Below are 22,444 nucleotides of genomic sequence, written 5' to 3' on the forward strand. Positions count from 1 at the left end.
GCAAACAGTTTGCAATTTAGTACCAAACAATAATGCATTTAGTTGATTTTGCAATATTTGAAGCTGTAATACAACGCGAACTGTTAATTTTGAATACAGGCCAAGCCAGAAAGTATCTGATTGGCCTGCATTTTATATACTAAGGTCTGTTGACCTTTCAAGGTTAAATTTGCAGGAGTCTGTATTAGTATTAAGGAAGAGCCTATTTAGTATGGTTATTCCTCATAAATTGGTGAGAACGTAGCATTAATGCCAAGCAGGCGCTTCCCAAGGGGGCTTCCTAGGGGCTATTTACTCTTTGTTACTCAGTTTTTACTTATTCTTACATGAATGTAAGCCAGTAGAGTAATGCAGGAGCAGTTATCGAGCCCACTAGGTTGCAAATCTCGTGAAGCAAATCTCGCGCCGCTATTATATAGCCCTCCTAGTTTGAACGAATTTTAATCCGCAAAGTTCAACCGACCCTAATCAAACACAGCCACAGTTTGGCGGGTAAGAGCAATAAGCTCACCTGACTGTGACCAAATACACCCGTCCTCTAAACCATATCCATCTTTAGAGTGATGCGTAATTGCTTCAAAGCCAAGCCACTCGCCAGGCGTTAAATTGGGAGACTGAACAAACTCTAAATACCACGACATACTACTTGCTGGTCCGGGTTGTTTAAACATTTGTAATAATGTTGGCGGCCATGCATCGGTTAGTGCAATTACATGCGCTTCTGTAATGGTTTCAGGTGTATGTTTAAGTCGCATCCACCCACCTAAATGAGATGTGTCTGCACCTGTAAAAGGCATTGCGCCTTGCTGTGGGCACAAATCCACATGCTGAAAAAATTCAGGCATTTGGCCCTTTATAAAGGGTAACGTATAACGCTCGTTAACAGGGCTTAAACCTAACGACTTTGAAACAGGAACATTAATAGCTGACTCTCTATTTTTAGCAAAACAAGCCTGCACGATTACGGCTACTTGCTCATTTTGAATTGCTTTAGCCAGTACTTGTGTACTGTTTTTACCCTCACGTAATACTTCAACATAAAGTGAAAAAGGGGTGTCGGCGAGTAAAGGCCCAACAAAATTAGTACTTAATGAAAGAAGTCGGCGGTCATTATTCACTTTGCCTCTAATAGCCTGATATAACAATGCAGCTGATAAACCACCAAAAGCGGTTCTTCCTTGGCACCAATTTTCAGGAAATTGCATGGTAAGTGCGGATTGTTCGATTTTATCTGATTGACCTATTTTAGCGGCTTGCTCAAGTAGTTGGTCAAAATGCATGGGAAATATCCTTTAAAAGTGCAATTTAATAAATTTATAACACAACCAAACTGGTCAGGCCAGTATTTAAAGGTGTGTCAAACGCTCTAAAAATCATCATTCCTTACAATTATTGGGGTTATTTTGTAAATAAATCATAAAAAATGAATTTTTTTTCATTTTTACAGTTGAATTAGTTTTAGGGCATCCCTATTTACTAGTCATCGAACGAATTAACGTATAACGAATTTTGAAGTTGGAGAAGTTTCATGGGTAAAATTATCGGAATCGATTTAGGTACTACAAACTCTTGTGTTGCAGTACTTGATGGTGACAAAGCACGTGTTATAGAAAACGCGGAAGGCGATCGCACAACCCCGTCTATCATTGCTTACACGCAAGACGGTGAAACATTAGTAGGTCAATCTGCTAAGCGTCAAGCGGTTACTAACCCTACTAACACATTATTTGCAATTAAGCGTTTAATTGGTCGTCGTTTTGAAGACGAAGAAGTACAACGCGATATCGGCATTATGCCATTTAAAATCATTAAAGCTGATAACGGCGATGCATGGGTAGAAGCGGGCGGCGAAAAACGCGCTGCACCACAAATTTCTGCTGAAGTACTGAAAAAAATGAAAAAAACTGCAGAGGACTTCTTAGGTGAAGAAGTAACTGAAGCGGTAATTACAGTACCTGCATACTTTAACGATTCACAACGTCAAGCAACTAAAGATGCCGGTCGTATTGCCGGTCTTGAAGTTAAACGTATCATCAATGAGCCAACTGCTGCTGCCCTAGCTTACGGCATGGACAAAAACAAAGGCGAAAACATTGTTGCTGTATACGATTTAGGTGGTGGTACGTTCGACTTATCAATCATTGAAATTGATGAAGTTGAAGGCGAGCACACATTTGAAGTACTAGCTACAAATGGTGATACTCACTTAGGTGGTGAAGATTTCGATAACCGCGTTATCAACTACTTAGTAGCAGAGTTTAAGAAAGACCAAGGCTTAGATCTAAAAACAGATCCACTTGCAATGCAACGTGTTAAAGAAGCAGCAGAAAAAGCAAAAATTGAACTTTCTTCAGCACAATCTACAGAAGTTAACCTTCCGTACGTAACTGCTGATGCAACAGGTCCTAAGCACATGAACGTGAAACTAACACGCGCTAAGCTTGAGTCACTTGTTGAAGATTTAGTAACTAAATCTCTAGAGCCGCTTAAACGTGCACTTGCTGATTCTGATTTATCAGTAGGCGACATCAACGACATTATTCTTGTTGGTGGACAAACACGTATGCCTTTAGTACAAAAAACAGTTGCTGATTTCTTCGGTAAAGAGCCACGTAAAGACGTTAACCCTGATGAAGCTGTAGCTGTAGGCGCGGCAATCCAAGGTGGTGTACTAGCAGGTGATGTTAAAGACGTACTATTACTAGACGTTTCTCCATTGTCTCTAGGTATTGAAACAATGGGTTCTGTAATGACAGCGCTTATTGAGAAGAACACGACGATTCCTACTAAGAAATCACAAACGTTCTCAACAGCAGAAGATAACCAGTCTGCGGTAACCATCCATGTGTTACAAGGTGAGCGTAAACGTTCAAGCGACAACAAATCTTTAGGTCAATTTAACCTTGAAGGTATTCGTCCTGCTCAACGTGGTACACCACAGATCGAAGTAACATTTGATGTAGATGCTGACGGTATCTTACATGTATCTGCTAAAGATAAAGACACAGGTAAAGAGCAAAAAATTACTATTCAAGCGTCTTCAGGTTTAAGCGATGAAGAAGTTGAAAAAATGGTACGTGATGCAGAAGCGCACGCTGAAGAAGACAAAAAGTTTGAAGAGCTTGTAGCTGTTCGTAACCAAGCAGATGCAATGGTTCACGGTACACGTAAGCAAGTTGAAGAAGCGGGCGATGCTTTACCAAGTGAAGATAAAGAAGCGATTGAAGCGGCAGTTGTAGACTTAGAAGCTGCAATTAAGAGCGACAACAAAGACGAAATTGAAGCTAAAACGCAAGCACTTGCTGAAAAGTCTCAAAAGTTAATGGAAATTGCTCAAGCTAAAGCACAGCAAGGTCAAGCAGACGCAGGTGAGCAACAACAATCAGCTAAGCAAGATGATGACGTTGTTGATGCAGAGTTTGAAGAAGTAAAAGACGACAAGTAATTGTTGCCGACGCTTCTAACTGACCAAAAACACTTAACTCGGTTAGGTGTTTAGGTTAGGATGAACAAATGAGGCGCGCGAGCAATAGCTTGTCGCGCCTTTTGCATGTATTTAAGGTTCATAATTCAATGATAAATCGATTAGATTTATCGGTTTATCCCGCAGCTTACGCTGCAAAATAGAAAGAGTAGTGTGATAGATATGTCAAAACGCGATTATTACGAAGTCCTCGGCGTAAGCAAAGATGCGAGTGAGCGAGACATAAAAAAAGCGTATAAACGCTTAGCGATGAAATATCATCCAGATCGTACCGCAGGCGATAAAGAGCTTGAGACCAAGTTCAAAGAAGTAAAAGAAGCATACGAAATTCTAACTGACGATCAAAAACGCCAGATGTACGACCAATACGGTCACGCGGCCTTTGAACAAGGCGGTGGCGGTGGTCATGGCGGCTTTGGTGGCGGCCATGGCGATTTTGGTGACGTATTTGGCGATGTGTTTGGCGACATTTTTGGTGGCGGCGGTGGCCGACGTCAATCTCGCCAGCAACGCGGTTCTGATTTACGTTACAACATGGATTTAACGCTTGAAGAAGCGGTTCGTGGTAAAGAAGTTGAAATTAAAGTACCAACATGGGTAAGTTGTGATCCTTGTGATGGAAGCGGTGCAAAAGCGGGTTCTAAACCTAAAACATGTACTACCTGTCATGGTGCAGGCCAGGTACAAATGCGCCAAGGTTTCTTTGCTGTTCAGCAAACATGTCCTACGTGTCAGGGACAAGGTCAAATTATTTCAGACCCTTGTAACAGCTGTCATGGTCAAGGCCGTGTAGAAAAAACTAAAACGTTGTCGGTGAAAATACCAGCGGGTGTTGATACAGGCGATCGTATTCGTTTATCGGGTGAGGGTGAAGCCGGAGTACATGGCGCACCAGCGGGTGACTTATACGTACAAGTGTCTGTAAGAGAACACGATATATTTGTGCGTGAAGGTAACAATTTATATTGTGAAGTACCTATTAGCTTTACTACATCTGGTTTAGGCGGTGAAATTCAAGTACCTACACTGGATGGTCGTGCAAAACTTAAAATACCGTCAGAGACGCAAACCGGCAAAATGTTCCGTATGCGTGGCAAAGGCGTTAAGTCTGTACGAAGTGGCGCACAAGGTGATTTAATTTGTAAGGTAGTTATTGAAACACCTGTCAATCTTAACGAGCGCCAACGTGAACTACTTAAAGAGTTAGAAGAAAGCATGGGCACAGATAGCTCAAAAAACCGTCCTAAAGAGCAAGGCTTTTTTGATGGTGTTAAAAAGTTTTTTGATGACTTAACAAAGTAAAAATTATGTTGTTTAAAAAAACGGTGCTTTACAGCGCCGTTTTTTTTGCTTTAAATTTGCTAACACCTCTAAAAAAGTGAGAACCCAATGACACCCGCTATCGCACTGCTCGAAAAACAAAAAATAAAGTTCGAAATACTGAGCTATCAGCACGATGCAAACTATGGTCACTATGGTTTAGAGGCAGTTGAAAAACTCAATTTAAATAGTGAGCAAGTATTTAAAACACTTGTACTAGAAACGCATGAAGGTGAATTAATCGTTGCCATCACCCCCGTATCTCAACAAGTTAATCTTAAACAGCTTGCTAAAGTGGCAAAAACAAAAAAAGTGGCCTTGGCCGCGCCTCAAAAAGTAAATGTAAGTACCGGTTATATACTTGGAGGTGTGAGCCCAATAGGACAAAAAAAACGTCTTAAAACATATATTCACAGCAGTGCTAGTGAGTTTGAAATTATATATGTCAGTGCCGGTAAGCGTGGTTTGGAGTTAAAGTTAGCCATAGACGATGTAGCTGAGTTAACAAAAGCAACGTTTGCATTGTTCTAATAGTTTGTAGTTATTTATGTGTCGGTTACACTTTAGTATTTGCTGCTTTAGTTAATATTAACTACATTAAAAAGACGTTACGATTCAGGAAATTTCAGTGTTGTATGAATTTTTCGGATATTAATTTTATTTCGATACTGGTTGCTGCGCTTTCGTCGTTTACGTTAAGTAGTGTTTGGTATTCAAACTTATTATTTAGACAAGCTTGGCTTGAAAGTTGCGGCTTGACCGAGCTTGACTTGCAAAGTGCTAATAAAAAACGCGTATGTGTTGGCACGTTTTTACTTTCATTTTTGGCTGCATTTGTACTGTCGATATTTTTAGGTAACGAGTCGAGCTTGGGTTTGAGTGTAGGGACTGGTTTTGCTATTGGTTTATTTTGGGTGAGCAGCTCTTTGGGTTTAAGTTATCTTTATGAGCAGCGTCCAGTAAAACTTTTTTTGATAAACAGTGGTTACTATGTAAGCCAATTTTCGTTGATGGGATTAATTTTAGGCGGGTGGCCATAATTGATTTATAAACAAAAAATTGCCTATCTCTTTATTTATTCAGGTAACTAAATAATATGAAAATACTTGTTGTTGATGACATACCACTGATGCGACATGTATTAATTAACATGCTTAGAAATCTAAACTATCTTGATATTGTTGAAGCGACCGATGGTATTCAGGCGTTCACACTGTTAAAAAAGCAGTCTTTTGATTTGGTCATCACTGATTTATATATGCCCAAAATGGACGGTAAAGATTTACTAAATAGAATAAGAAATGACGAACAGCTTACCTCAACCCCTGTCTTGATGGTGACATGCGAAGATAATTCTAAAACTATAAAAAATGTAATCGCAGCTAAAGTTTCAGGCATTATTGTTAAGCCCTTTAGCCTTAAATGCCTCGCTGATCACTTAAACCATGTTTTAGCTACTGCCAATAAGTCATGAACTGGGCGGTTAAAATACTTTCTAGTCACTACGGCTGTTTTAATTTACGGGCTACCTCATTAAACTTATCTTATTTAACCTTAAATATAATTATTAATTACGGAGGTGTTTTGGCACAACCAAACAAAAAAGGCCCTATAAAAACCGTTGATATTTTTTGCTCGTCATGCAAAACGCAACTTTTTAAATATCGCAAAGGGGGGAAGGGGGCGCTTGTTAAGTGTTTTAAAGAGCGTATATCTCAAGACTTCACAAAAATTCCGTGTATTTGCCCAAGTTGTGAGCGGGCTTTTGCAAGACCTGCTCTAATCCGCGGCGCGCCTGCCTACAAAATGATAGGTGGAAAAGTTACATTTAAATAAGCTAAAAACATATGCGGACATATGGCCTTGTTTGAAACTGCTTTGTTGCTATGATCGCCCGGTTTTGCTGTTTCAATGAATGAAAAATACCCTCCCCATGGAATGGGCCAGTTTTTTGGGTTATTTAAAAATGGATAAAGGATAGTTTCGTGATAGCACTCTTATTTGACATCATCGGTATGACAGGCACATTTTTAGTTGTTGGCTCGTTTTTTCTACTTCAATTAGGTAAAACAACACCAACCAGCTTGACGTACAACATGATGAACCTAACAGGGGCGATTTTATTATTAATAAGCCTTTGTTATAACTTTAATTTAGCAAGCTTTGTGATAGAGATATTTTGGATAGCTGCTTCATTAATTGGTTTATATAAGTACATAAAAAATAGATCAGCATTAGCGACTAGTTAATTTTGATATGTTCGCCGTAGACCTCTTGTTTACGGCGTTTCTATAAATTGCCCTTCTTAATTTTTTGATGCCTTACACTTATCACTCTTACTAAATGCTCTAAGCCTTTAACTCTATGCAAATTTGGTTATGGCTGATATCCATTTGACAAGTCCTTACTATCTTCTTTACTGTGTCGACTGTTAAATAGCTTTTGGCGCGATGATGGTAAGCAACCTAAATAATATTAATCAAACACATCCTATTATACGAAGCGTGTGGCTTTGGCTTGGGCCCATTGTAATGATGCTAACCTGTTTATTAGATCCACCAAATGGCCTATCTGATACCGCCTTTAAAACCGCAGGTTTAACATTTTGGATGGCCTCTTGGTGGGTGACTGAGGTTGTTCCTATTCCTGCAACTTCATTGTTACCGCTCGTCATAACGCCACTTGTAAACATTGCGCCTATCAAAATTACGGCAGCGACTTATGCACACCCACTTATATTTTTATTTTTGGGTGGTTTTTTAATCTCAATAGCTATGGAACGTTGGGGGTTACATAAACGAATTGCGTTAACCACTATGTTATATGCGGGTAAAAAACCGAGCTTACAAATTTTAGCAATGATGTTAGTAACAGCATTTTTATCTATGTGGATGTCAAACACGGCTACGGCTGTGTTTAATTAGTGCTACCACGTGTTATAATACACGCAATATTAACTAAGTATTCATAATCTAATGAAAACAATGAAAAAAAGACCATTATACGTGTATACGAGGGTGAGTTCAGAGAAACAACTTACAGGAGATGGATTGAATCGACAGAGTAAGATTTTAGAAACTGTTCAAGATTATGAATCAAGATACAATGCAGAGTTTAAAGCCTTAATAAGTGACGCTGGTGTAAGTGCATTTTCAGGTGCAAACAGTGTTACGGGTAATCTAGGCCAATTTATAAAAGATTGTGAAGTAGGTTTAATTAATAATCCAATACTAGTATTAGAAAGTATAGACAGACTTACACGAATGGAGGTTGACGATTCAAGGGATCTTATAAATCGAATGTTCAAAGCTGGCATTGATTTAATTGTTCAAAAAATGTCAGGTGAATTATTAACCAAGAAAAGTAAAAGCTCATTCAGTAATGATTTAACGATCTCTATTTTTCTTCACCTTGCAAACATGGAGAGTGAACAGAAAAGCAAACGTATTAAAGAAACGTTCAAAAATAATCTGACAAACAAGAAAATAAAATGTTCGAATCATTTACCATTTTGGATAGATTACAGGGATGGTGAATATATTTTAAACAATTATGTAGATAATTTAAGATTAATTTTTGAACTAAGAAAACAAGGTTATTCAGTATTATCAATAGCAAGACACCTTAACGATAATGGTATTAAGCTTGGTGCAAAACAACGTGCAAACGTGAGTGCAAACAGGATTAAACATTTACTATTAAGAGGTCAAGCAATAGGCCAATTTTTACGTTATGATTCAAGTAGAACAAAAATCATACAGTGTATAGATGATTACTTTCCACCAGCGATAGAATTAAATGATTTTAAAATAGTAGCGGAATCGTTCAAGGATAGTAGAACAAGAGAGACCCCAAGTATATCAAACGTGTTTTATGGTCTGACTTATTGTACATGCGGTTCAACCATGACGGCTTACCATTCACAAAGGGAGGATTATTATTTAAGGTGTAAGAATAAGACACAAGGAGTAACCACACAAAGTAAGAAGTGTTTCAACGGTGCAATCAAGTATAAAAGTATAATAGAACCATGTTTGAAGTTGTTTTTTAATCATGTGTCAATAGAGACAATTCTAAACAATAATCAAGACACGGTTAACATAGATTCATTAAAAAGTAGTTTAGACGATGAAAAGAAACGTTTATCAAAATTAAAAAAAATGTTCATGGTTCTTGAGGATGATGAATCATTATTAACGGATCTTGCAGAGTGTAAAGCCACTATTAAGCGAATAGAATCAATTATTAATGAACATGAACAACCTTTACAACATGATGTTTCAGAGTGGCGAACGCTGGTGGATCATCCATTAACAACGAAGGACGATAAAATAAAAGTGAATGGAATATTGAAAAAGTTTGTAAAATCTATTCATTTACAAAAGGATGGCAAAATTGGCTGCAATGCAACTATCGTTTTTAAGTCGGGCTTAACAACTAAATTATACTTGCCAAGCATGAAGCACAATGAAGAACGATTTAACACGTTTAGTGCAATGGTAACGGCTAGTAACTGTACATTACCTATCTTTGATGAACCATAAATAATAGTACACAATGTTACTTTGAGTGTTAACGTTGTTGTTAGTAATTTTTAGAACCTTACTTGATTATTCAGGTAAGGTTTTTTTTTGCATTTTTTCTAGGAAGGGTTACAACACGTGTTGAACGAACTATGTACAACAGTCAAAAGTCACTATTCATCTTCGGATAGTTCCCTAAAATAATAACTTCATTATTCTTCACGTTGTTTAAACAGACAGGTAGTGCAAATGCAAATAAGCACATTACCGTTATAACAATCGCTACATACTTTGAATAACAGACAGTGACCAAGTTGTGTTGTAACCCTCTTTCACCCTCACAATAATATTTATGCAGTGCCATTTTCGATAAATATTGAAAACAAAAACAATAATAAAAAGAGAATTTATAAAATGGCAATACAGGACTTAACACAAGATGAGAAAAAACGGCTTGATGAAGAACGAAAACAACACGAACAAACTTTACAATCATCTAAAAACCTTGAAGCAACTATTAAGGCACTAGCTAAGAATAATGCACGTTCTGACAATGAAACAAAGTTTACGGATAATCGTTTAAATATTAAAAAATATTCTGACAGTATGCGCGATGTAATGTCAGGTGAAACTTCAAAATTGTTCGACCAACTAGAAGACATAAACGTTAATAGTAGACAGCAAAGCAAACACGAACAACGCGATAATTTACAACAGTTGGACGTATTGCGGGAACTATCAAAAAACGTTCAAAATAATGAACAACGTGTTGAATTACAAAAATACATTGATACAACTGAACAAACCATAAGAACTAATACTAACAAGTTCAGTGCATTTATGAGTAAGACAGTTGATAATTTTGGTGACGTTACAGCCGTTATTGCTGGGTTAAATGATAGTCCATTACTTGCAATGGGTGCGGCTTATTTTGGTGGAAAAATTAAAGAGAACTTTTCTCAAAAACGTGAACAAAAATACAATTTACAAAGTGGAATGGAGGATCAATTATTCGAGCTATTACAGCAACGCGAAAAAAGTGCTAAAAAACAAGACGCATTATTAGCTGAAATTGCGAGCAAGAATGATAAATCTATTACCAACGATGATAAATCAATCTCAATTACGGTTGACAATGATAACATTATCAATGAATTAGAGTTAAACAATGATGAACTAGTTTCAATTAACGATAACTTAAAAAACCTGAAAACTACACCAACCACCAGCGATAGTAGAGAACCATCTATTGTAAATGTAAACGATAATCAATCAATCATTCCTGAACTAGATTATAGCTCTTTTGATGTAGATTCACTTTCAAACCTACTTGAAGAAGCAAATTATGAATTGATTAATATTCAATCAACTATTGAAAGCTTTTTAGACAACGTACAGAATATTGGTACACGGTCACAAGAACCTGTTCAAGTTGCTTTGAACGATGATTTTAGTACAATTAATGAACAGTTGATTAATATTAATACAAAGTTAGAACCGTTAGTAAATGGATTAGAAGAAAGGCGCAGAGAAGACGAGATTTATAACGATAAATTGCTAGGTGCATTAAGAGATCTTAAAGGTAAATCTTCAAGTAGTTCAGACGATGATAACGGATCAATACTAGGTAAAGTGTTTGATGGTGTTCTAAACCCTAAGAAACTATTAAAAAACCTTGTGAAACCACTCACAGGTGCATTAAAGCATGTTGGTAAGGCTATCCCACGTTTATTATCTAGAATTGCGCTACCAGCGCTTATAGTAGGTACATTATACAGTGGTGTTGAATCTGCGTTAGACACATTTAATAAAACTGGTTCGATACGTGAAGCTGTCATTGATTATTTTGGCGGTATGGTTGATTTTCTTACATTCGGTTTACTGGACGGTGACAGTTTTAGAAAAATGGGTGACGAGTTAAAGAACTATTCAGAGGGATTATACAACGCTCTAACCTATCCATTGGAAAAGTTCACAGAATTGGTTACTAACGTTATGAATGGAGATTTTGAAGGAATAGCAAAAGCTATCTTTGAATTAAATCCAGTGGGAATAATAACAGACGGATTGATCACAGCCTTTGAATGGATTGGTGAACAGATCACAGACATTTTTAACGATAGTATGAAAGGTTTAGACAACATGATGAACAGTTTTAAGAATAGTTTAAAACTACCATCTCTTGATCTTGATTTTAAAATGCCTTGGACTGACGACAATACACCACTTAAAAATGATAAAAAATCTATTAAAAATAATGATTTACAATCAATTGATAGTGGTAGAACGAGTTTAAGAGAAAATATTAATAGTGTGTATCTTGTGAATGAAGTACCAATGAACAAACAGGATTATAAAAAAGTAGCTAAAAAGGTGCTTAATCCTAGTACTAAAGCTGGTGGCAATAATTCGTTTAGTAACATCAACGTTGCAAACAATAATCAAACAATCGTTGCACCATTGCCGATTGTGTACAATGATGATTATTATATTCGTAACAACCTTAGCAATAATCCTTTTTAAAAGGCACAAAAAAACCATCATGATTCAGCTGTCATGATGGTTAATGTTGCATAAGAAAACGAGGGACATTGAAAGGAAAACCCTACACTATTATTTATGGTGCTTTCATTCGTTGATTGAATGCTGGTAACTGGTGCGATCATACATCATTTATACACCAATCATTCAACCATTCGTTGATTGAATGCTAATTAATGGCAAATTTATTATCATAAATAATACTATGCAATATTGATTGTTGTATGATTTTTTTGTTTTGAATCCCCTTGATAATAGCTGACATAGTTATCAAGGGGATTTTTTTTATTCTTTTTTAGGTTCTGCTTTCTTCCATAGATGCCATTCAACCATGTTTAATAATTCACCCTTATCATTTCTCATAGGTTCGTAAGTGGTTGAACCATCATCAAGTTTATACAATGTCTGTATTGCTGGTAACTTTGCAGTATTTTTCAAAACTTCATCGTTCACTTTGTTAAAAAATGCAACGATTTTATCATGTGTAGATTTATGATTAACAAATTTCGAATTGTGAATCATCATTTCTAGTTCGCTTGGTGTAAAAATATCGCTGGTGGTGTAATAAGTACCGTCTGTTTTCTTCATTAATTGATAATGGCTTAACATTAAATCTAAAATAGCTGGTAGTGAATAAAGCATGTTGTATCGAACCATGTTTAAATAATGGTCTGTGAACAAATGCAAAGATTCATTAATAGGAATATTAAGTTGTTTTGTGTGTATGTTCATTTTGTTTACCTATCGGAATTGTGCTTTTAGAAAATAAAATAAATGTTCTAAAATCAAGTATTTTGAAGTTTTTTGATCAATTGCAATGTTCAATACAGTATGATCTAATCTCAGGCCATAGCGATTTAATATTAATGTAACAGTCGCTTGTTTTGAATAACTTTGAACGTACTGATCGTATAGGTTGTTCAAATTGGCATGGTTCGTTTCATCTTTTGCATAGAATCGTAATCTATTGTTTTGTGCGTTCATGTACATTATCTTAACCCTATTCTGTAAGGGTTAAAATAATGTCAGTCAGTTTAAATACGTTAAAGCTGAATGGTTGATCGTTACCGAATTGTCTCTCATAATCTGCACAAACTTGTTCAACTGTTACACTAGTATTTAAACCTAGTAAGATAGCTTTAATTGCTCGTGTTGCTTCATCGTTATTATGTAGATCGTGTTGAAAATAAGTACAAACCTTATTTAAAACGTATTCTTTTTTACCTTTGTTATTCTGCATAACCAAACCTATTTAATTTATTATTATTCTCTAAAATCTGTTCTTTGATTTTCTGTATTTTTTGAATCTCTTCTTGTAAATCTTCCTTTGAAAGAAAAGTTGATTTTTCTTGTTCAGCTTTTAAAAATTCATAAATCTGTTTTAATTTATTATCGTTCATGTTCAACACCATTTAATAATTTTTCTAATTCTTCGAGTAGTTGTTCTAGTGTTTCTTTAGAACTCTCACAGAATAAAATCTTTTGCTTTAAACTCTCTTTGTATTGGTGTAAGAGTTCTATTAATTTTTCATTTTCCATAATACTAACTTTATATTTTTTATAATTTAAACCACACTTTTTTACCTTCATTCACACTTTCAGGTAGAATAGTTTTTTCATGATCTGTAGGAATGCCACCAGCTTTATTTTTTGTTTTTAAAACACGTCTAGCTTTTATTTTATCGTCAAGTTTTTTCTTAAACTCTTTAATTTTATCTTTGCGGCTTTCTACATCTTCATTAATAAAAACGTGTTGAATATTTTTAATGTCTTCATTAATTGCGGGTAGTACGTGTTCTTCACATAGTTGATTAAAGAGTGCTTGAGACTTGATTTTAAAATCTTTTGTAAGTTCTCCACTTTCTGTAAAAATACTCATTTATTCACCCATTTTGTTTAATAAATTCTCTTCTTCACTAATCATTAATTCTAGTGCTGCAATCTCACTATCTAGTTTTTGAATGGTTTTAGAATCTTCTGCCATAGCATTGAAAACTTTTGATTTTTCTTGTTCGTGAGTATCTAGAACACGTTCAAACATTGTGTTGATAGTTTTCTCTAACAATGATTTTGAAAGTGTTTCACCCTCAAGAATATTCGATAAACCTGTTTCAATGTCCCTTCTTAATTTTAATAAATCCATAATTTTACAACCCGTATTGTAAATCTTGATTAATCTTCTCTAGTTCACGTTTAATAATCGTGTTGTACACTAGGTTTGAACGTGTAATTAAATTGTCTGCCATGTACAACCGTAAAATCTCACGTTCACGATCTGTTAGTTTTAATCGTGCATGAATAGTTTTTTCAACTTCTTTTTGTGGTGTTGCTTGTGTTGCTAATACTTCTTGTTCATCTTCAATAAACATAATTTTGTTACCTATTATTAATTATTCTTTGATTATCTTTATTAATAATCTTCTTATTATTATTTATGTCAGTTTTATTTTAACGTTGAATAAGTGGAGCAGTTAGTAGCAATAAAAAAGTATATAAATAGTTGTATAAGGAATATTTTCCCTCACACAAAAAAGAAAGGTAACAAAATGATTAAGAAGAATAAGAACCAGCAAGTAAAAGAAGACTTAAACACAATATTAATTGATGATTATTTAATGATGTTGAGTATTGCAAAGCACGATTATACGAATATTAAAACAAAGAATAGTGGACAGTTTTTACATTATCTTGAAAATTATTGTAAGAAAAATAAAGAGTATAAAAGCAAGGTTAATTCAAAAGTATTAAACGAATACACGAAGATTAAAGAAAAATTATTGACTGAGATTAAACCAGTTAACGATCTGTTTATTCAAGTTGAGTTTAATAAAAAAGAGAAAGTAACATTAATAAAACGTTCAAAGCAATATTCAATGATTCATCATGTAACACTACAAGAAGCTTTAGAATCTATTGTTCATGGAATAGCTGAAAAATTAAGTGAATATTCGATTAATAATATGATAGATGCACCTAAGAATAGTGTTTTACTATCGGCTAAATTCCCTATTTTGATGTACAATATTGCGAGTTTTGATTATAAGTTACTGGATAATAAATTAATAATTAAGAATATTAAATTGAAACCACCAGCAACAGTTTATAATAAAGACGTTGATTATTTTCATGACAATAAAGATAAATGTAAAATATTTTTAGAAACTGCACAGAATATTAATAAACTAGGGTTTGTATGATGCATAAAAAAAGCTTGTCTGAATAATCAAACAAGCTTTTTATGCATAAGGTTAAATTGATAAAATGAAAGAAACCAATTCATTATTATTTATGATAAATATTATTGGATTTATTGCGAATTGTCCCAAGAAAAAAATAAATGAAAACCCCTGTGTAGTGATAATGCACAGGGTTTTTTTTTATAATTAAAAAGGTGTAAAAATGAACAAAGAACTAGAAGAATTATTGATAGACCATACACAAAAAGAAACCATTATTGAACTGTTTGATCAAGCGGTTCAGGAGGTTGTTAAAACTGAAAAAGATAAAATTAATCAAGCATTTATAGCTAAGTTAATAGAGGTTACAGAATAATGAAGAACTTAAATAAACTATTCGATTTAGATTTACCACACGATGTTAAAAATAAGATTGCCTTAACCCTACGCGACCATGTACAAACGCTGCTGGATGATGAGAAACAGAAACTACAAAACCTTTATAAAAAATTGACTGTGACCAAAGATGAACAAACAATTGATGAATGGTTCAAAAACCTTGTGTAACACTACACAGGTTTTTTATGTCTAAAATTAAGTATTCGTTGTTTTTATAACTTTTGGTTATATACACCTGTTATAATTCACCTATGTATCAACATCTCCTGTATAATAAATGGCAAGCGCATGAATTATAAGGGATTATTTACCGCTCTACAGCCCAGTAAATACGGGCATGTTAGTGTTTACTTACCCCCTTTACAGTTTGATTTTGCGTTGATTCCACAAAAAACAGGGTTAAATAACGTTTGTCGACTATTAATTGTACAGTGGGAAAATATTTTTGATTCTAAGTTATTGATTTAAATGCTTATTTAAAAATATTCTAAGGGTTTTTGTAAAACACGAAAAAACTCTTATATATATTAGTAACAGCACAAAAAAGTGCTTTTTTTAAAAAATAAAAACTACTTAATAGGTAACGAAAATGACAAAGCAAAGAATACATTTATTTAAGGATTTAAACAACTTATTGAAGCTTAAACAGCTTTGGGACAGTGGACAATATAATAAAACAGAGCTTGCTAAAAAGTTCAATACAAGCGTTCCAACTATTTTAAGAGCAATAAAAAAGGTTGAATCGTTAGGCTAAACCACCAGCGACAAAAAAGAGAATTTAAAAATAATATCCCTTGATGGGGCAGCATAATAATTAATTATCCGATGGAGGGTAAAAACAGGTAAACACAAATGAAATTAGTAAACACTATTGAATACTTTAAATTAAATGAGAATGGAGAACTGGACGTATTTTTTGAAGGCATAAAAAAAGAGCTTAACGCCCCAGCCAAGGTAGTTAAAAGCTCTCTTCAAAACACTATTGTTAACACTTCTGCTAACAGTAATATTTATGTAGAAAAAAACCAACGCGAAAAACTACAATTAATTGATGGTGGCGTAGGTGTAGGCAAGACCACGATGATGCTCAAAGAAACCATTAAAACTATGCTTGCTGGTGGTGTTGTAGTTTACGGAACACATTCAATTGAAGCACAGGTTGAACGTTCAGAGGAATTATTAAACGAGATCCAAAATTATATTAATGCTGGTGTAAATAAACTTAAAGTTGCACATTGTGAAAAAGTGGCTGAAAAAGTTGAAAAATTAAAAGCACTATTAAACCGTGTAAAAATGGTTAGTTCTAAAGGTGCGGATAAAGGAGAAACAGTAGATTCAATGTTTCAAAATGTCATGGGTGAATTGAAACTACAATCTAACACAGGTGCTTGTGTATTGGTTACTAACGTTGCTGTAAGACTTATTAACTTTGATGCACTATCAAACAACAATGACTTACTAGTTTTAGACGATGATATTACACCTTATTTAATATCTAAACCGTTTGTTGATCATCATATCAAAGCTATTGAACTTGTTAAGTCATGTTTCAATGCAGAACTTGTAAAAAATGACGAAAATGGAACAGTACTAAAATTGAATGATAAATCGCCAAAGTTCGATCAGATAATTAAAATGATTGAATGTCAAGACGCTACTAACACTAACACTAAGTTTAATAATGAGCTTAAAAAAATGGCGAACATAGTTGAAAAAGAAGTGAACAATGATGTTTTTTTAAGAATCGTTAAAAATAAAAAAGGTTTATACACAATCGAACAACTTACAAAATTATCTAAAAACCTTTTAGATAATTTTAAACACGTTTATGTACTATCTGAAAATGTGAAAGGGGATACTAGCGCGGTTTATTGTTGGCTGAAAGAGGGTGTAAAATACGATTACACCATGCTTACTTATGACAGTGAAAATCGTGGGAAAAAGTTCATGTATGGTAAAGATGGTAAACCAGCTATTAAAATATTTTCTATTGCTGGTAAAAACAAATTTACAATTGCTAAAGCCACCAGCGATCAAGGCTATTATGAAAAAGTGACAAACTTTATTAATAATCTTGATAATGTTAATGGTGTTATGGTGAGTAAAAATAGCCGTGTTCCTGACAATGCTTTTAGTGGTATTAAAAGTCCTGTAGATAATGTTTCAACTGTGACACGTGGTAGAAACGATTTAACACATAATAATGTTATTCTCAATTATGGTTTAAACAAAGTAGACAATTTACAAGCTAGTATTATTAATAGTTTCTATGGTGTACCAGTGGACGTACTAAACGAACAAGTTACTATCTCGGCACAAGTGCAAAATATTGGTCGTGGTTCTTTAAGAACTATTCAGGATAAAGAAACCGTTTTAATCTTTCCTGACAATGAAACAGCACGTGCAAGTATGATCCGTTTTGCTAAATCTTACCCTGAACTACAACCGTTCATGGATGAATTATTAAGCGACATTAACGGCATTATTGAAGATGATTTTGCCAACGTGAATAAAAAATACGAAGACGAAAAAACTAAAAAACGTGTAAATTATTTAAAAAGTGTACACGGTGAAGAAAACGTACAAGCATTTATAGATCAACATGGTGTGAATACTGCTATTGATTATTTTGGTAAATTGAACATTGACGAAAAAGAACTTAAAAAACAAGTTACTAAAATTGCACAAAAAGCTAAAGATTATAAAGTTAAATCTACTGTGGTTAAACAAGCTGCTGAAAAAGTTGGATTAAATGAGTTCATTGAAAAATGTGAAAATCTTAAAGGTAAAGCTATTGCTGAACTTGTGAATAATATTAATGCTGGTGGTGAAGTTGTTGAAACAGTTAGTGAAACGGTTCTTGAAACTGTTTCACCTACTATCGAAAAAACTACATCTACAATAGAGAATTTCAAAAATAAAATGTTCAAAAATAAAAATGATTCAAACGTTTCACATACTAAGGCTGTAGAGTTCGGCAAAGTGGAATCAAAAATGTATTCTAACATTAATGAAGACCTTAAAAATCTTGCAACTAAGTTTGATAATGGAGTTAAAGAAACTCAATTTTCAATGCCTAGTGGTGTTGCTTTTTCTTATTAATGAGGGAATATTAAAAATAGATTTTCCCTAGATTATTAGTCGGTTCTCTTAATAGAAAAAGTGAACATTTACCGACTAATAATCTAGGGATTTAATGAGGGAATATTAAAAATAGATTTTGCCCCACTTTTGTCAACGGCTCTCTTAATAGAAAAAGTGAACATTTACCGTTGACAAAAGTGGGGCAATTAATGAGGGAATATTATTGAACTAATTAATTAATCGGTTGTGATCTTTATTCATAAACGATGAAGAAAAAAGGAATTATTTACAAGCTACGTAGTAGCGCAGTGGTTGAGTGAAACGAAACTATATTATGCACAGAACAGTTAATAATATAAAAACATCTAGTTTCACTACGTTCAACGACTGCGGCATAATGCCTTGTGTTAGATTGGTTTGTGTAGTTCTTTGATGTAATAACATTTAATTTTCTACAATTTAAACTTACAAAACCAGTAACTTACAAGCTACGTAGTAGCGCAGTTGTAGAGCGATAGCGAAACTATATGCATAAATTAGTAATACTACATTCACTAACTAGTTTCGTTTCACTCAACCACTGCGAGCTAAAGCTCTTGAAATTAACTGGTTCTTTCATTCATTTATGTAGAAATTAACTATCTAATACACTATTCGTTGATAGTTCCCCGTTTTTGAATCTATGCCAGCTGCTTGTGATTGGTTATTCATTAAAATTAAATTAACATTCACGAGTTAGGGTGTGGGTGTGTTATTTTTACTGATTTATGAATTAGTATTCACAGGCTTTTTTTAATTCAAAAAAGGTTCACTCAATAAAGAATGAACCTTTTTTATCAATCGACAGGCTTTTAAAAGGGATGTAACAATGCATAAGTTACATTATTCTTTATGCAAAATTACATCTGCACTACCACCATATGCACCTTCAATACTAAATTGAAGCTCGTGAAATTTGTGTGCAAAGTTGTTAACCAAGTATTCTGCAAGTGGATAATATTCACAATTATTGTTTTCTTCATACAATCCAACAATTAGATTTTTTTCAGCAGTGGCTAACAATAAGAAACTGTTAAACAATAGTCTGTCATAATCTTTAATAATTAATTTATCATTTTCAAGTTCATCAATAATTTTGCTAAGGTGTTCTACATTCTCAATTTCGCATAGTTCGTATTCGTTTTTCATTATTCTCAACCTTTGTTTATTAGTCTTTAAAATTATGCAACTATAATATTGGATTTTAATTAATTATTCAATAAAAACATATGCTTAAAACTTTTTAGGCATTGGTGTATTACAGGGGTAGCATCTAAAGCTATAAATATGAATGGATTTTTAATTTTTGCGAATTAAATAAAATGAATAGTCTACGTGGTGCAAAAGCAGAAGAGGTTTTTAATTCCCTTTTGCTAAGTGGATCTTTTTTATTAGAAGAGGATAGTGACAGTAATAAGTCAATTAAAAACAATAAGATTTATGATGTACTATTCACACAAGATGAAACCAATAGTATTTTAGAAATTGATAATTCACGATTAATTAACTTCGGTCAAGTTCCTGAACTAATACAGCTTAAATTTAATAGTGTGATACAACTCATATCACACTATTAAAAATCTTTAGTGCTTATTTATTTTTAGAACATTTATCCCTAATTTCAGAGATCGCTTTTGATGAACCACTAAGAGAATATTTGAAATATGTAGCTTGCTCACCATGCCATTGAAGTTCAACAAGCGCTGTACTAGAAGCTTCTATTTTTGAAGTTACTACAGAGTCATCTTCAAAATGTAAAAACTTTGCGCCCCAATCTTGGGTAAGTGAAATGTCCTCAACATTATCGTTCCACTTAATACGTGTTTTAATTAAGTTGTAACCACTTTTTGTAGTATCTTTTGATAAATTTGGGGCTTCATTAAAACCTAAATACACCCATTCTTTACCAGCACTGCAACCCACGCCCATATAACTATAAACATCGTGGTATGGAAATCCCATTTTTTTCGATGGATAAGATCTAGGCGAATGTGCGAAAGCAGTAAATTCTCCTGTCATCTCATCTTTTGAAACTGACGTAACCCAAACTGGCTTGGGTGGCGCTGCTTTTTTTACTTTTTCAGATTTTATAGTTTCATTTTTTTCTGAACTACTTACTTTTGCAGGTGATTTAGTTGTGCTATCTGTTGATTGACTTGATGTATAAATACCCAGAATTATTAGGATTAGAACAAGCCATGTGAGTAATGATGTTTTCTTAGGGGCTTTTGCACCACACTTGGGGCAAGATTTAGCTTTATTGCTAACCTCTTCACCACACTCTTTACATTTAACTAATGCCATTTAATTTTCCTTAATTATTTTAAAGTTAGACTGATTTAGACCTGGAAAAGCTTAATTACTGGGGAGATAAAGTGACTAATAATATTAAGCCAAGTTTAATTAGTTTTAAGCGATCCATGCATAACTGTTTTTTACAATGCTATATTCTTATCAATTAATAATTTTTAATCAAGCATACACTATGAAATTCTTCTATTGACACCATTGTTACTATCAAGAGTTATGTTTCAGAAACATAATATGAATTGTGGAGCCAAATTTATTATTTCAGTAGTTAGCTATAACTAATAAATTTTTTGACCATATGTAGGTTTTCTATTTGTTGGTCAATAGTGTTTAATTCTGTAGGTGATGAAATGAACTTTAGAATAGTATCGAATTTTTCACATTTAAATGGATTTAAAATTAAAAATTTCAATATATTTTCAATATAAAAACATAAGTTATAGTTTTTTAGCTCAACATTTAAAGGCTTAACACCAGCATGCACATGTACATTTCTCGTATTTCTAAGTGATGTTAATACCTCTGTTGCGTATGCTCTATCGGCATAGAAAAAAGAAATTCTTTTTATCAATAATTTCGTATCATCAGTTTTAATGAGCACTTCTACTACTGACCAGAGCTTCATAAACCTAAACTCTTGGTCAGTGTGATCTAGAGCATTAATGTAATTAACTAAAGATTTACTTAAATGCTCAGAAAATTGACTATTTCTTATTTTGTCCAACCAAAGCGTAATATTTGATTCAGTATTTTTATGATTTTTTACTCTAATAGGTCCCTTGTAATGAAAGTCTGGTTCATACCATGTGGTGTCGCAAGCCTTTGCACCACTAACCTTATGAAGGGAATGCATTTGGCCTAAAGATACATAGCTATCACTAAAATATTTTAATTTAGGCGCATGTTCTAAGATTTGTATTCTTTTTTGGAAACTCATTTGCAAAAGGCTTCTAATAATATCCAGCGCAGCAATACCTTTTTTAAAAGCGGTAGTCTCGTCATGAGCTTGAGTTGATACAGTGACATATAAATAATTAGGCTGCTCTGATAAATCTAAACTTGCATTCTCTTCAATCAATTGAGAGCGAGAATATTTATACTTTTTAGGTATCTCTCTGTAAAAATTTATAACGCAATTATTTATTTTTCGGCGCTTCAACTTGAATTCTTTATCCAAACTAATTGAAGTCAATAAAACGTAGTCTTTTTTTATGGATAAACGTTCATCACAAATCTTTTTGAAATTTTTCAAAATATCGTTGTGCTTTTTCAATCTATTATTTTTATAAGTAGATATTACGGCTTGTTTGAAATTCTCATAAAGTATATCTATATCTAGTTCGTATTTATGCTCTACGTAACTAAAAAGAGCATCAACTTTAAATTCAAAATCTCCCTTGTAGCTAACTGAGCCACTGTTAGAAATGCTCAAACTATCCTTTATTGAGCTGATTAAAGCCTTAATTTTATTTTCATCCCATTTAATATTCAAATATGTGCCTTAAGTCTGTAACTGTTAACGGGTAACATAATGATATAAGAGTTTGGCTATTGTACATAGAGCTTCT

Annotated in this window: 26 protein-coding genes and 1 pseudogene; 16 read left to right on the forward strand and 11 right to left on the reverse strand. The window is 33.8% G+C overall.

Going from position 1 to position 22,444, the window contains the following annotated elements:
* Window positions 1-464: 464 nt before the first annotated feature.
* A complete protein-coding gene (locus tag RF53_RS10685; protein WP_006791695.1) occupies window positions 465-1,280 on the reverse strand; it encodes a thioesterase family protein in 816 nt (271 codons plus the stop codon).
* Between the two features lie 248 nt (window positions 1,281-1,528).
* Here RF53_RS10685 and dnaK point away from each other — a divergent pair, with 248 nt between their 5' ends.
* The 10 genes and pseudogenes from dnaK (at window position 1,529) to RF53_RS10735 (ending at window position 11,850) form a co-directional block, all read left to right on the forward strand.
* Window positions 1,529-3,445, forward strand: coding sequence for a molecular chaperone DnaK (gene dnaK, locus RF53_RS10690; RefSeq protein WP_008126292.1), 1,917 nt, complete (start codon window positions 1,529-1,531; stop codon window positions 3,443-3,445).
* A gap of 201 nt (window positions 3,446-3,646) precedes the next feature.
* Entirely contained in the window at window positions 3,647-4,786 is a 1,140-nt protein-coding gene (dnaJ, locus tag RF53_RS10695) for a molecular chaperone DnaJ (protein WP_006791697.1), read from the forward strand.
* Window positions 4,787-4,873: 87 nt separating this feature from the next.
* On the forward strand, window positions 4,874-5,335 hold the full coding sequence (ybaK, locus tag RF53_RS10700; protein ID WP_039037632.1) for a Cys-tRNA(Pro) deacylase: 462 nt from the start codon (window positions 4,874-4,876) through the stop codon (window positions 5,333-5,335).
* A 104-nt stretch (window positions 5,336-5,439) separates the two neighbouring features.
* Window positions 5,440-5,844 (forward strand): DUF1761 domain-containing protein, encoded by a 405-nt coding sequence (locus tag RF53_RS10705; RefSeq protein WP_039037633.1) that lies wholly within the window; start codon window positions 5,440-5,442, stop codon window positions 5,842-5,844.
* Between the two features lie 56 nt (window positions 5,845-5,900).
* Window positions 5,901-6,278 (forward strand): response regulator, encoded by a 378-nt coding sequence (locus RF53_RS10710; RefSeq protein WP_006791700.1) that lies wholly within the window; start codon window positions 5,901-5,903, stop codon window positions 6,276-6,278.
* 110 nt (window positions 6,279-6,388) lie between these two features.
* On the forward strand, window positions 6,389-6,640 hold the full coding sequence (locus tag RF53_RS19610) for a hypothetical protein (protein WP_008127468.1): 252 nt from the start codon (window positions 6,389-6,391) through the stop codon (window positions 6,638-6,640).
* Between the two features lie 149 nt (window positions 6,641-6,789).
* On the forward strand, window positions 6,790-7,053 hold the full coding sequence (locus tag RF53_RS10720; RefSeq protein ID WP_008127470.1) for a CBU_0592 family membrane protein: 264 nt from the start codon (window positions 6,790-6,792) through the stop codon (window positions 7,051-7,053).
* A gap of 204 nt (window positions 7,054-7,257) precedes the next feature.
* Window positions 7,258-7,719, forward strand: a pseudogene (locus tag RF53_RS10725) (SLC13 family permease); the annotation flags it as partial.
* A 69-nt stretch (window positions 7,720-7,788) separates the two neighbouring features.
* A complete protein-coding gene (locus RF53_RS10730; protein ID WP_160289070.1) occupies window positions 7,789-9,348 on the forward strand; it encodes a recombinase family protein in 1,560 nt (519 codons plus the stop codon).
* A 393-nt stretch (window positions 9,349-9,741) separates the two neighbouring features.
* The gene (locus tag RF53_RS10735) at window positions 9,742-11,850 is read left to right on the forward strand and encodes a hypothetical protein (protein ID WP_039037636.1); all 2,109 of its coding nucleotides are present in this window, start codon (window positions 9,742-9,744) and stop codon (window positions 11,848-11,850) included.
* A 303-nt stretch (window positions 11,851-12,153) separates the two neighbouring features.
* Here the strand turns inward: RF53_RS10735 and RF53_RS10740 are convergent, their stop codons facing one another.
* The 7 genes from RF53_RS10740 to RF53_RS10770 form a co-directional block, all read right to left on the reverse strand.
* Window positions 12,154-12,600, reverse strand: a complete 447-nt coding sequence (locus tag RF53_RS10740) for a hypothetical protein (RefSeq protein WP_039037637.1) — start codon at window positions 12,598-12,600, stop codon at window positions 12,154-12,156.
* Window positions 12,601-12,868: 268 nt separating this feature from the next.
* The gene (locus RF53_RS10750) at window positions 12,869-13,108 is read right to left on the reverse strand and encodes a hypothetical protein (protein ID WP_039037639.1); all 240 of its coding nucleotides are present in this window, start codon (window positions 13,106-13,108) and stop codon (window positions 12,869-12,871) included.
* Window positions 13,098-13,268 (reverse strand): hypothetical protein, encoded by a 171-nt coding sequence (locus RF53_RS19435; protein ID WP_160289071.1) that lies wholly within the window; start codon window positions 13,266-13,268, stop codon window positions 13,098-13,100. The genes RF53_RS10750 and RF53_RS19435 overlap by 11 nt, the downstream gene beginning before the upstream one ends.
* Entirely contained in the window at window positions 13,258-13,407 is a 150-nt protein-coding gene (locus RF53_RS19440; RefSeq protein ID WP_160289072.1) for a hypothetical protein, read from the reverse strand. The genes RF53_RS19435 and RF53_RS19440 overlap by 11 nt, the downstream gene beginning before the upstream one ends.
* Window positions 13,408-13,426: 19 nt before the next feature.
* Window positions 13,427-13,747, reverse strand: coding sequence for a hypothetical protein (locus tag RF53_RS10760; RefSeq protein WP_039037641.1), 321 nt, complete (start codon window positions 13,745-13,747; stop codon window positions 13,427-13,429).
* Entirely contained in the window at window positions 13,748-14,011 is a 264-nt protein-coding gene (locus RF53_RS10765; protein WP_039037642.1) for a hypothetical protein, read from the reverse strand. It abuts the gene before it with no gap.
* Window positions 14,012-14,015: 4 nt separating this feature from the next.
* Window positions 14,016-14,237, reverse strand: coding sequence for a hypothetical protein (locus tag RF53_RS10770; RefSeq protein WP_039037643.1), 222 nt, complete (start codon window positions 14,235-14,237; stop codon window positions 14,016-14,018).
* A 177-nt stretch (window positions 14,238-14,414) separates the two neighbouring features.
* On the opposite strand from RF53_RS10770, the gene RF53_RS10775 reads away from it, so the two are divergent.
* From RF53_RS10775 to RF53_RS10790, 5 genes are all read left to right on the forward strand, one after another.
* Window positions 14,415-15,065, forward strand: coding sequence for a hypothetical protein (locus tag RF53_RS10775; RefSeq protein WP_039037644.1), 651 nt, complete (start codon window positions 14,415-14,417; stop codon window positions 15,063-15,065).
* Window positions 15,066-15,267: 202 nt separating this feature from the next.
* Complete coding sequence (locus RF53_RS19445) at window positions 15,268-15,420, forward strand: hypothetical protein (protein WP_160289073.1); 153 nt, start codon at window positions 15,268-15,270, stop codon at window positions 15,418-15,420.
* Window positions 15,420-15,611 carry a hypothetical protein gene (locus RF53_RS10780; protein ID WP_039037645.1) on the forward strand — a complete coding sequence of 64 codons (192 nt, stop codon included), beginning with the start codon at window positions 15,420-15,422 and terminating at the stop codon, window positions 15,609-15,611. Before RF53_RS19445 ends, RF53_RS10780 begins: the two co-directional genes overlap by 1 nt.
* Window positions 15,612-16,032: 421 nt before the next feature.
* Complete coding sequence (locus RF53_RS19450; protein ID WP_160289074.1) at window positions 16,033-16,197, forward strand: hypothetical protein; 165 nt, start codon at window positions 16,033-16,035, stop codon at window positions 16,195-16,197.
* Between the two features lie 98 nt (window positions 16,198-16,295).
* Entirely contained in the window at window positions 16,296-18,545 is a 2,250-nt protein-coding gene (locus RF53_RS10790; protein WP_039037647.1) for a hypothetical protein, read from the forward strand.
* Window positions 18,546-19,409: 864 nt separating this feature from the next.
* Here RF53_RS10790 and RF53_RS10795 read toward each other — a convergent pair.
* Entirely contained in the window at window positions 19,410-19,715 is a 306-nt protein-coding gene (locus tag RF53_RS10795; protein ID WP_039037648.1) for a hypothetical protein, read from the reverse strand.
* Window positions 19,716-19,888: 173 nt separating this feature from the next.
* On the opposite strand from RF53_RS10795, the gene RF53_RS10800 reads away from it, so the two are divergent.
* The gene (locus RF53_RS10800; protein WP_039037649.1) at window positions 19,889-20,143 is read left to right on the forward strand and encodes a hypothetical protein; all 255 of its coding nucleotides are present in this window, start codon (window positions 19,889-19,891) and stop codon (window positions 20,141-20,143) included.
* 13 nt (window positions 20,144-20,156) lie between these two features.
* Here the strand turns inward: RF53_RS10800 and RF53_RS19125 are convergent, their stop codons facing one another.
* Both RF53_RS19125 and RF53_RS10815 read right to left on the reverse strand, forming a co-directional pair.
* Window positions 20,157-20,870 carry a zinc ribbon domain-containing protein gene (locus tag RF53_RS19125; protein ID WP_052242891.1) on the reverse strand — a complete coding sequence of 238 codons (714 nt, stop codon included), beginning with the start codon at window positions 20,868-20,870 and terminating at the stop codon, window positions 20,157-20,159.
* A 274-nt stretch (window positions 20,871-21,144) separates the two neighbouring features.
* Window positions 21,145-22,368 (reverse strand): hypothetical protein, encoded by a 1,224-nt coding sequence (locus tag RF53_RS10815; RefSeq protein ID WP_039037650.1) that lies wholly within the window; start codon window positions 22,366-22,368, stop codon window positions 21,145-21,147.
* Window positions 22,369-22,444: the final 76 nt, after the last annotated feature.

The sequence above is a fragment of the Pseudoalteromonas sp. ECSMB14103 genome (assembly GCF_000813065.1).
Lineage (GTDB): Bacteria > Pseudomonadota > Gammaproteobacteria > Enterobacterales > Alteromonadaceae > Pseudoalteromonas > Pseudoalteromonas marina.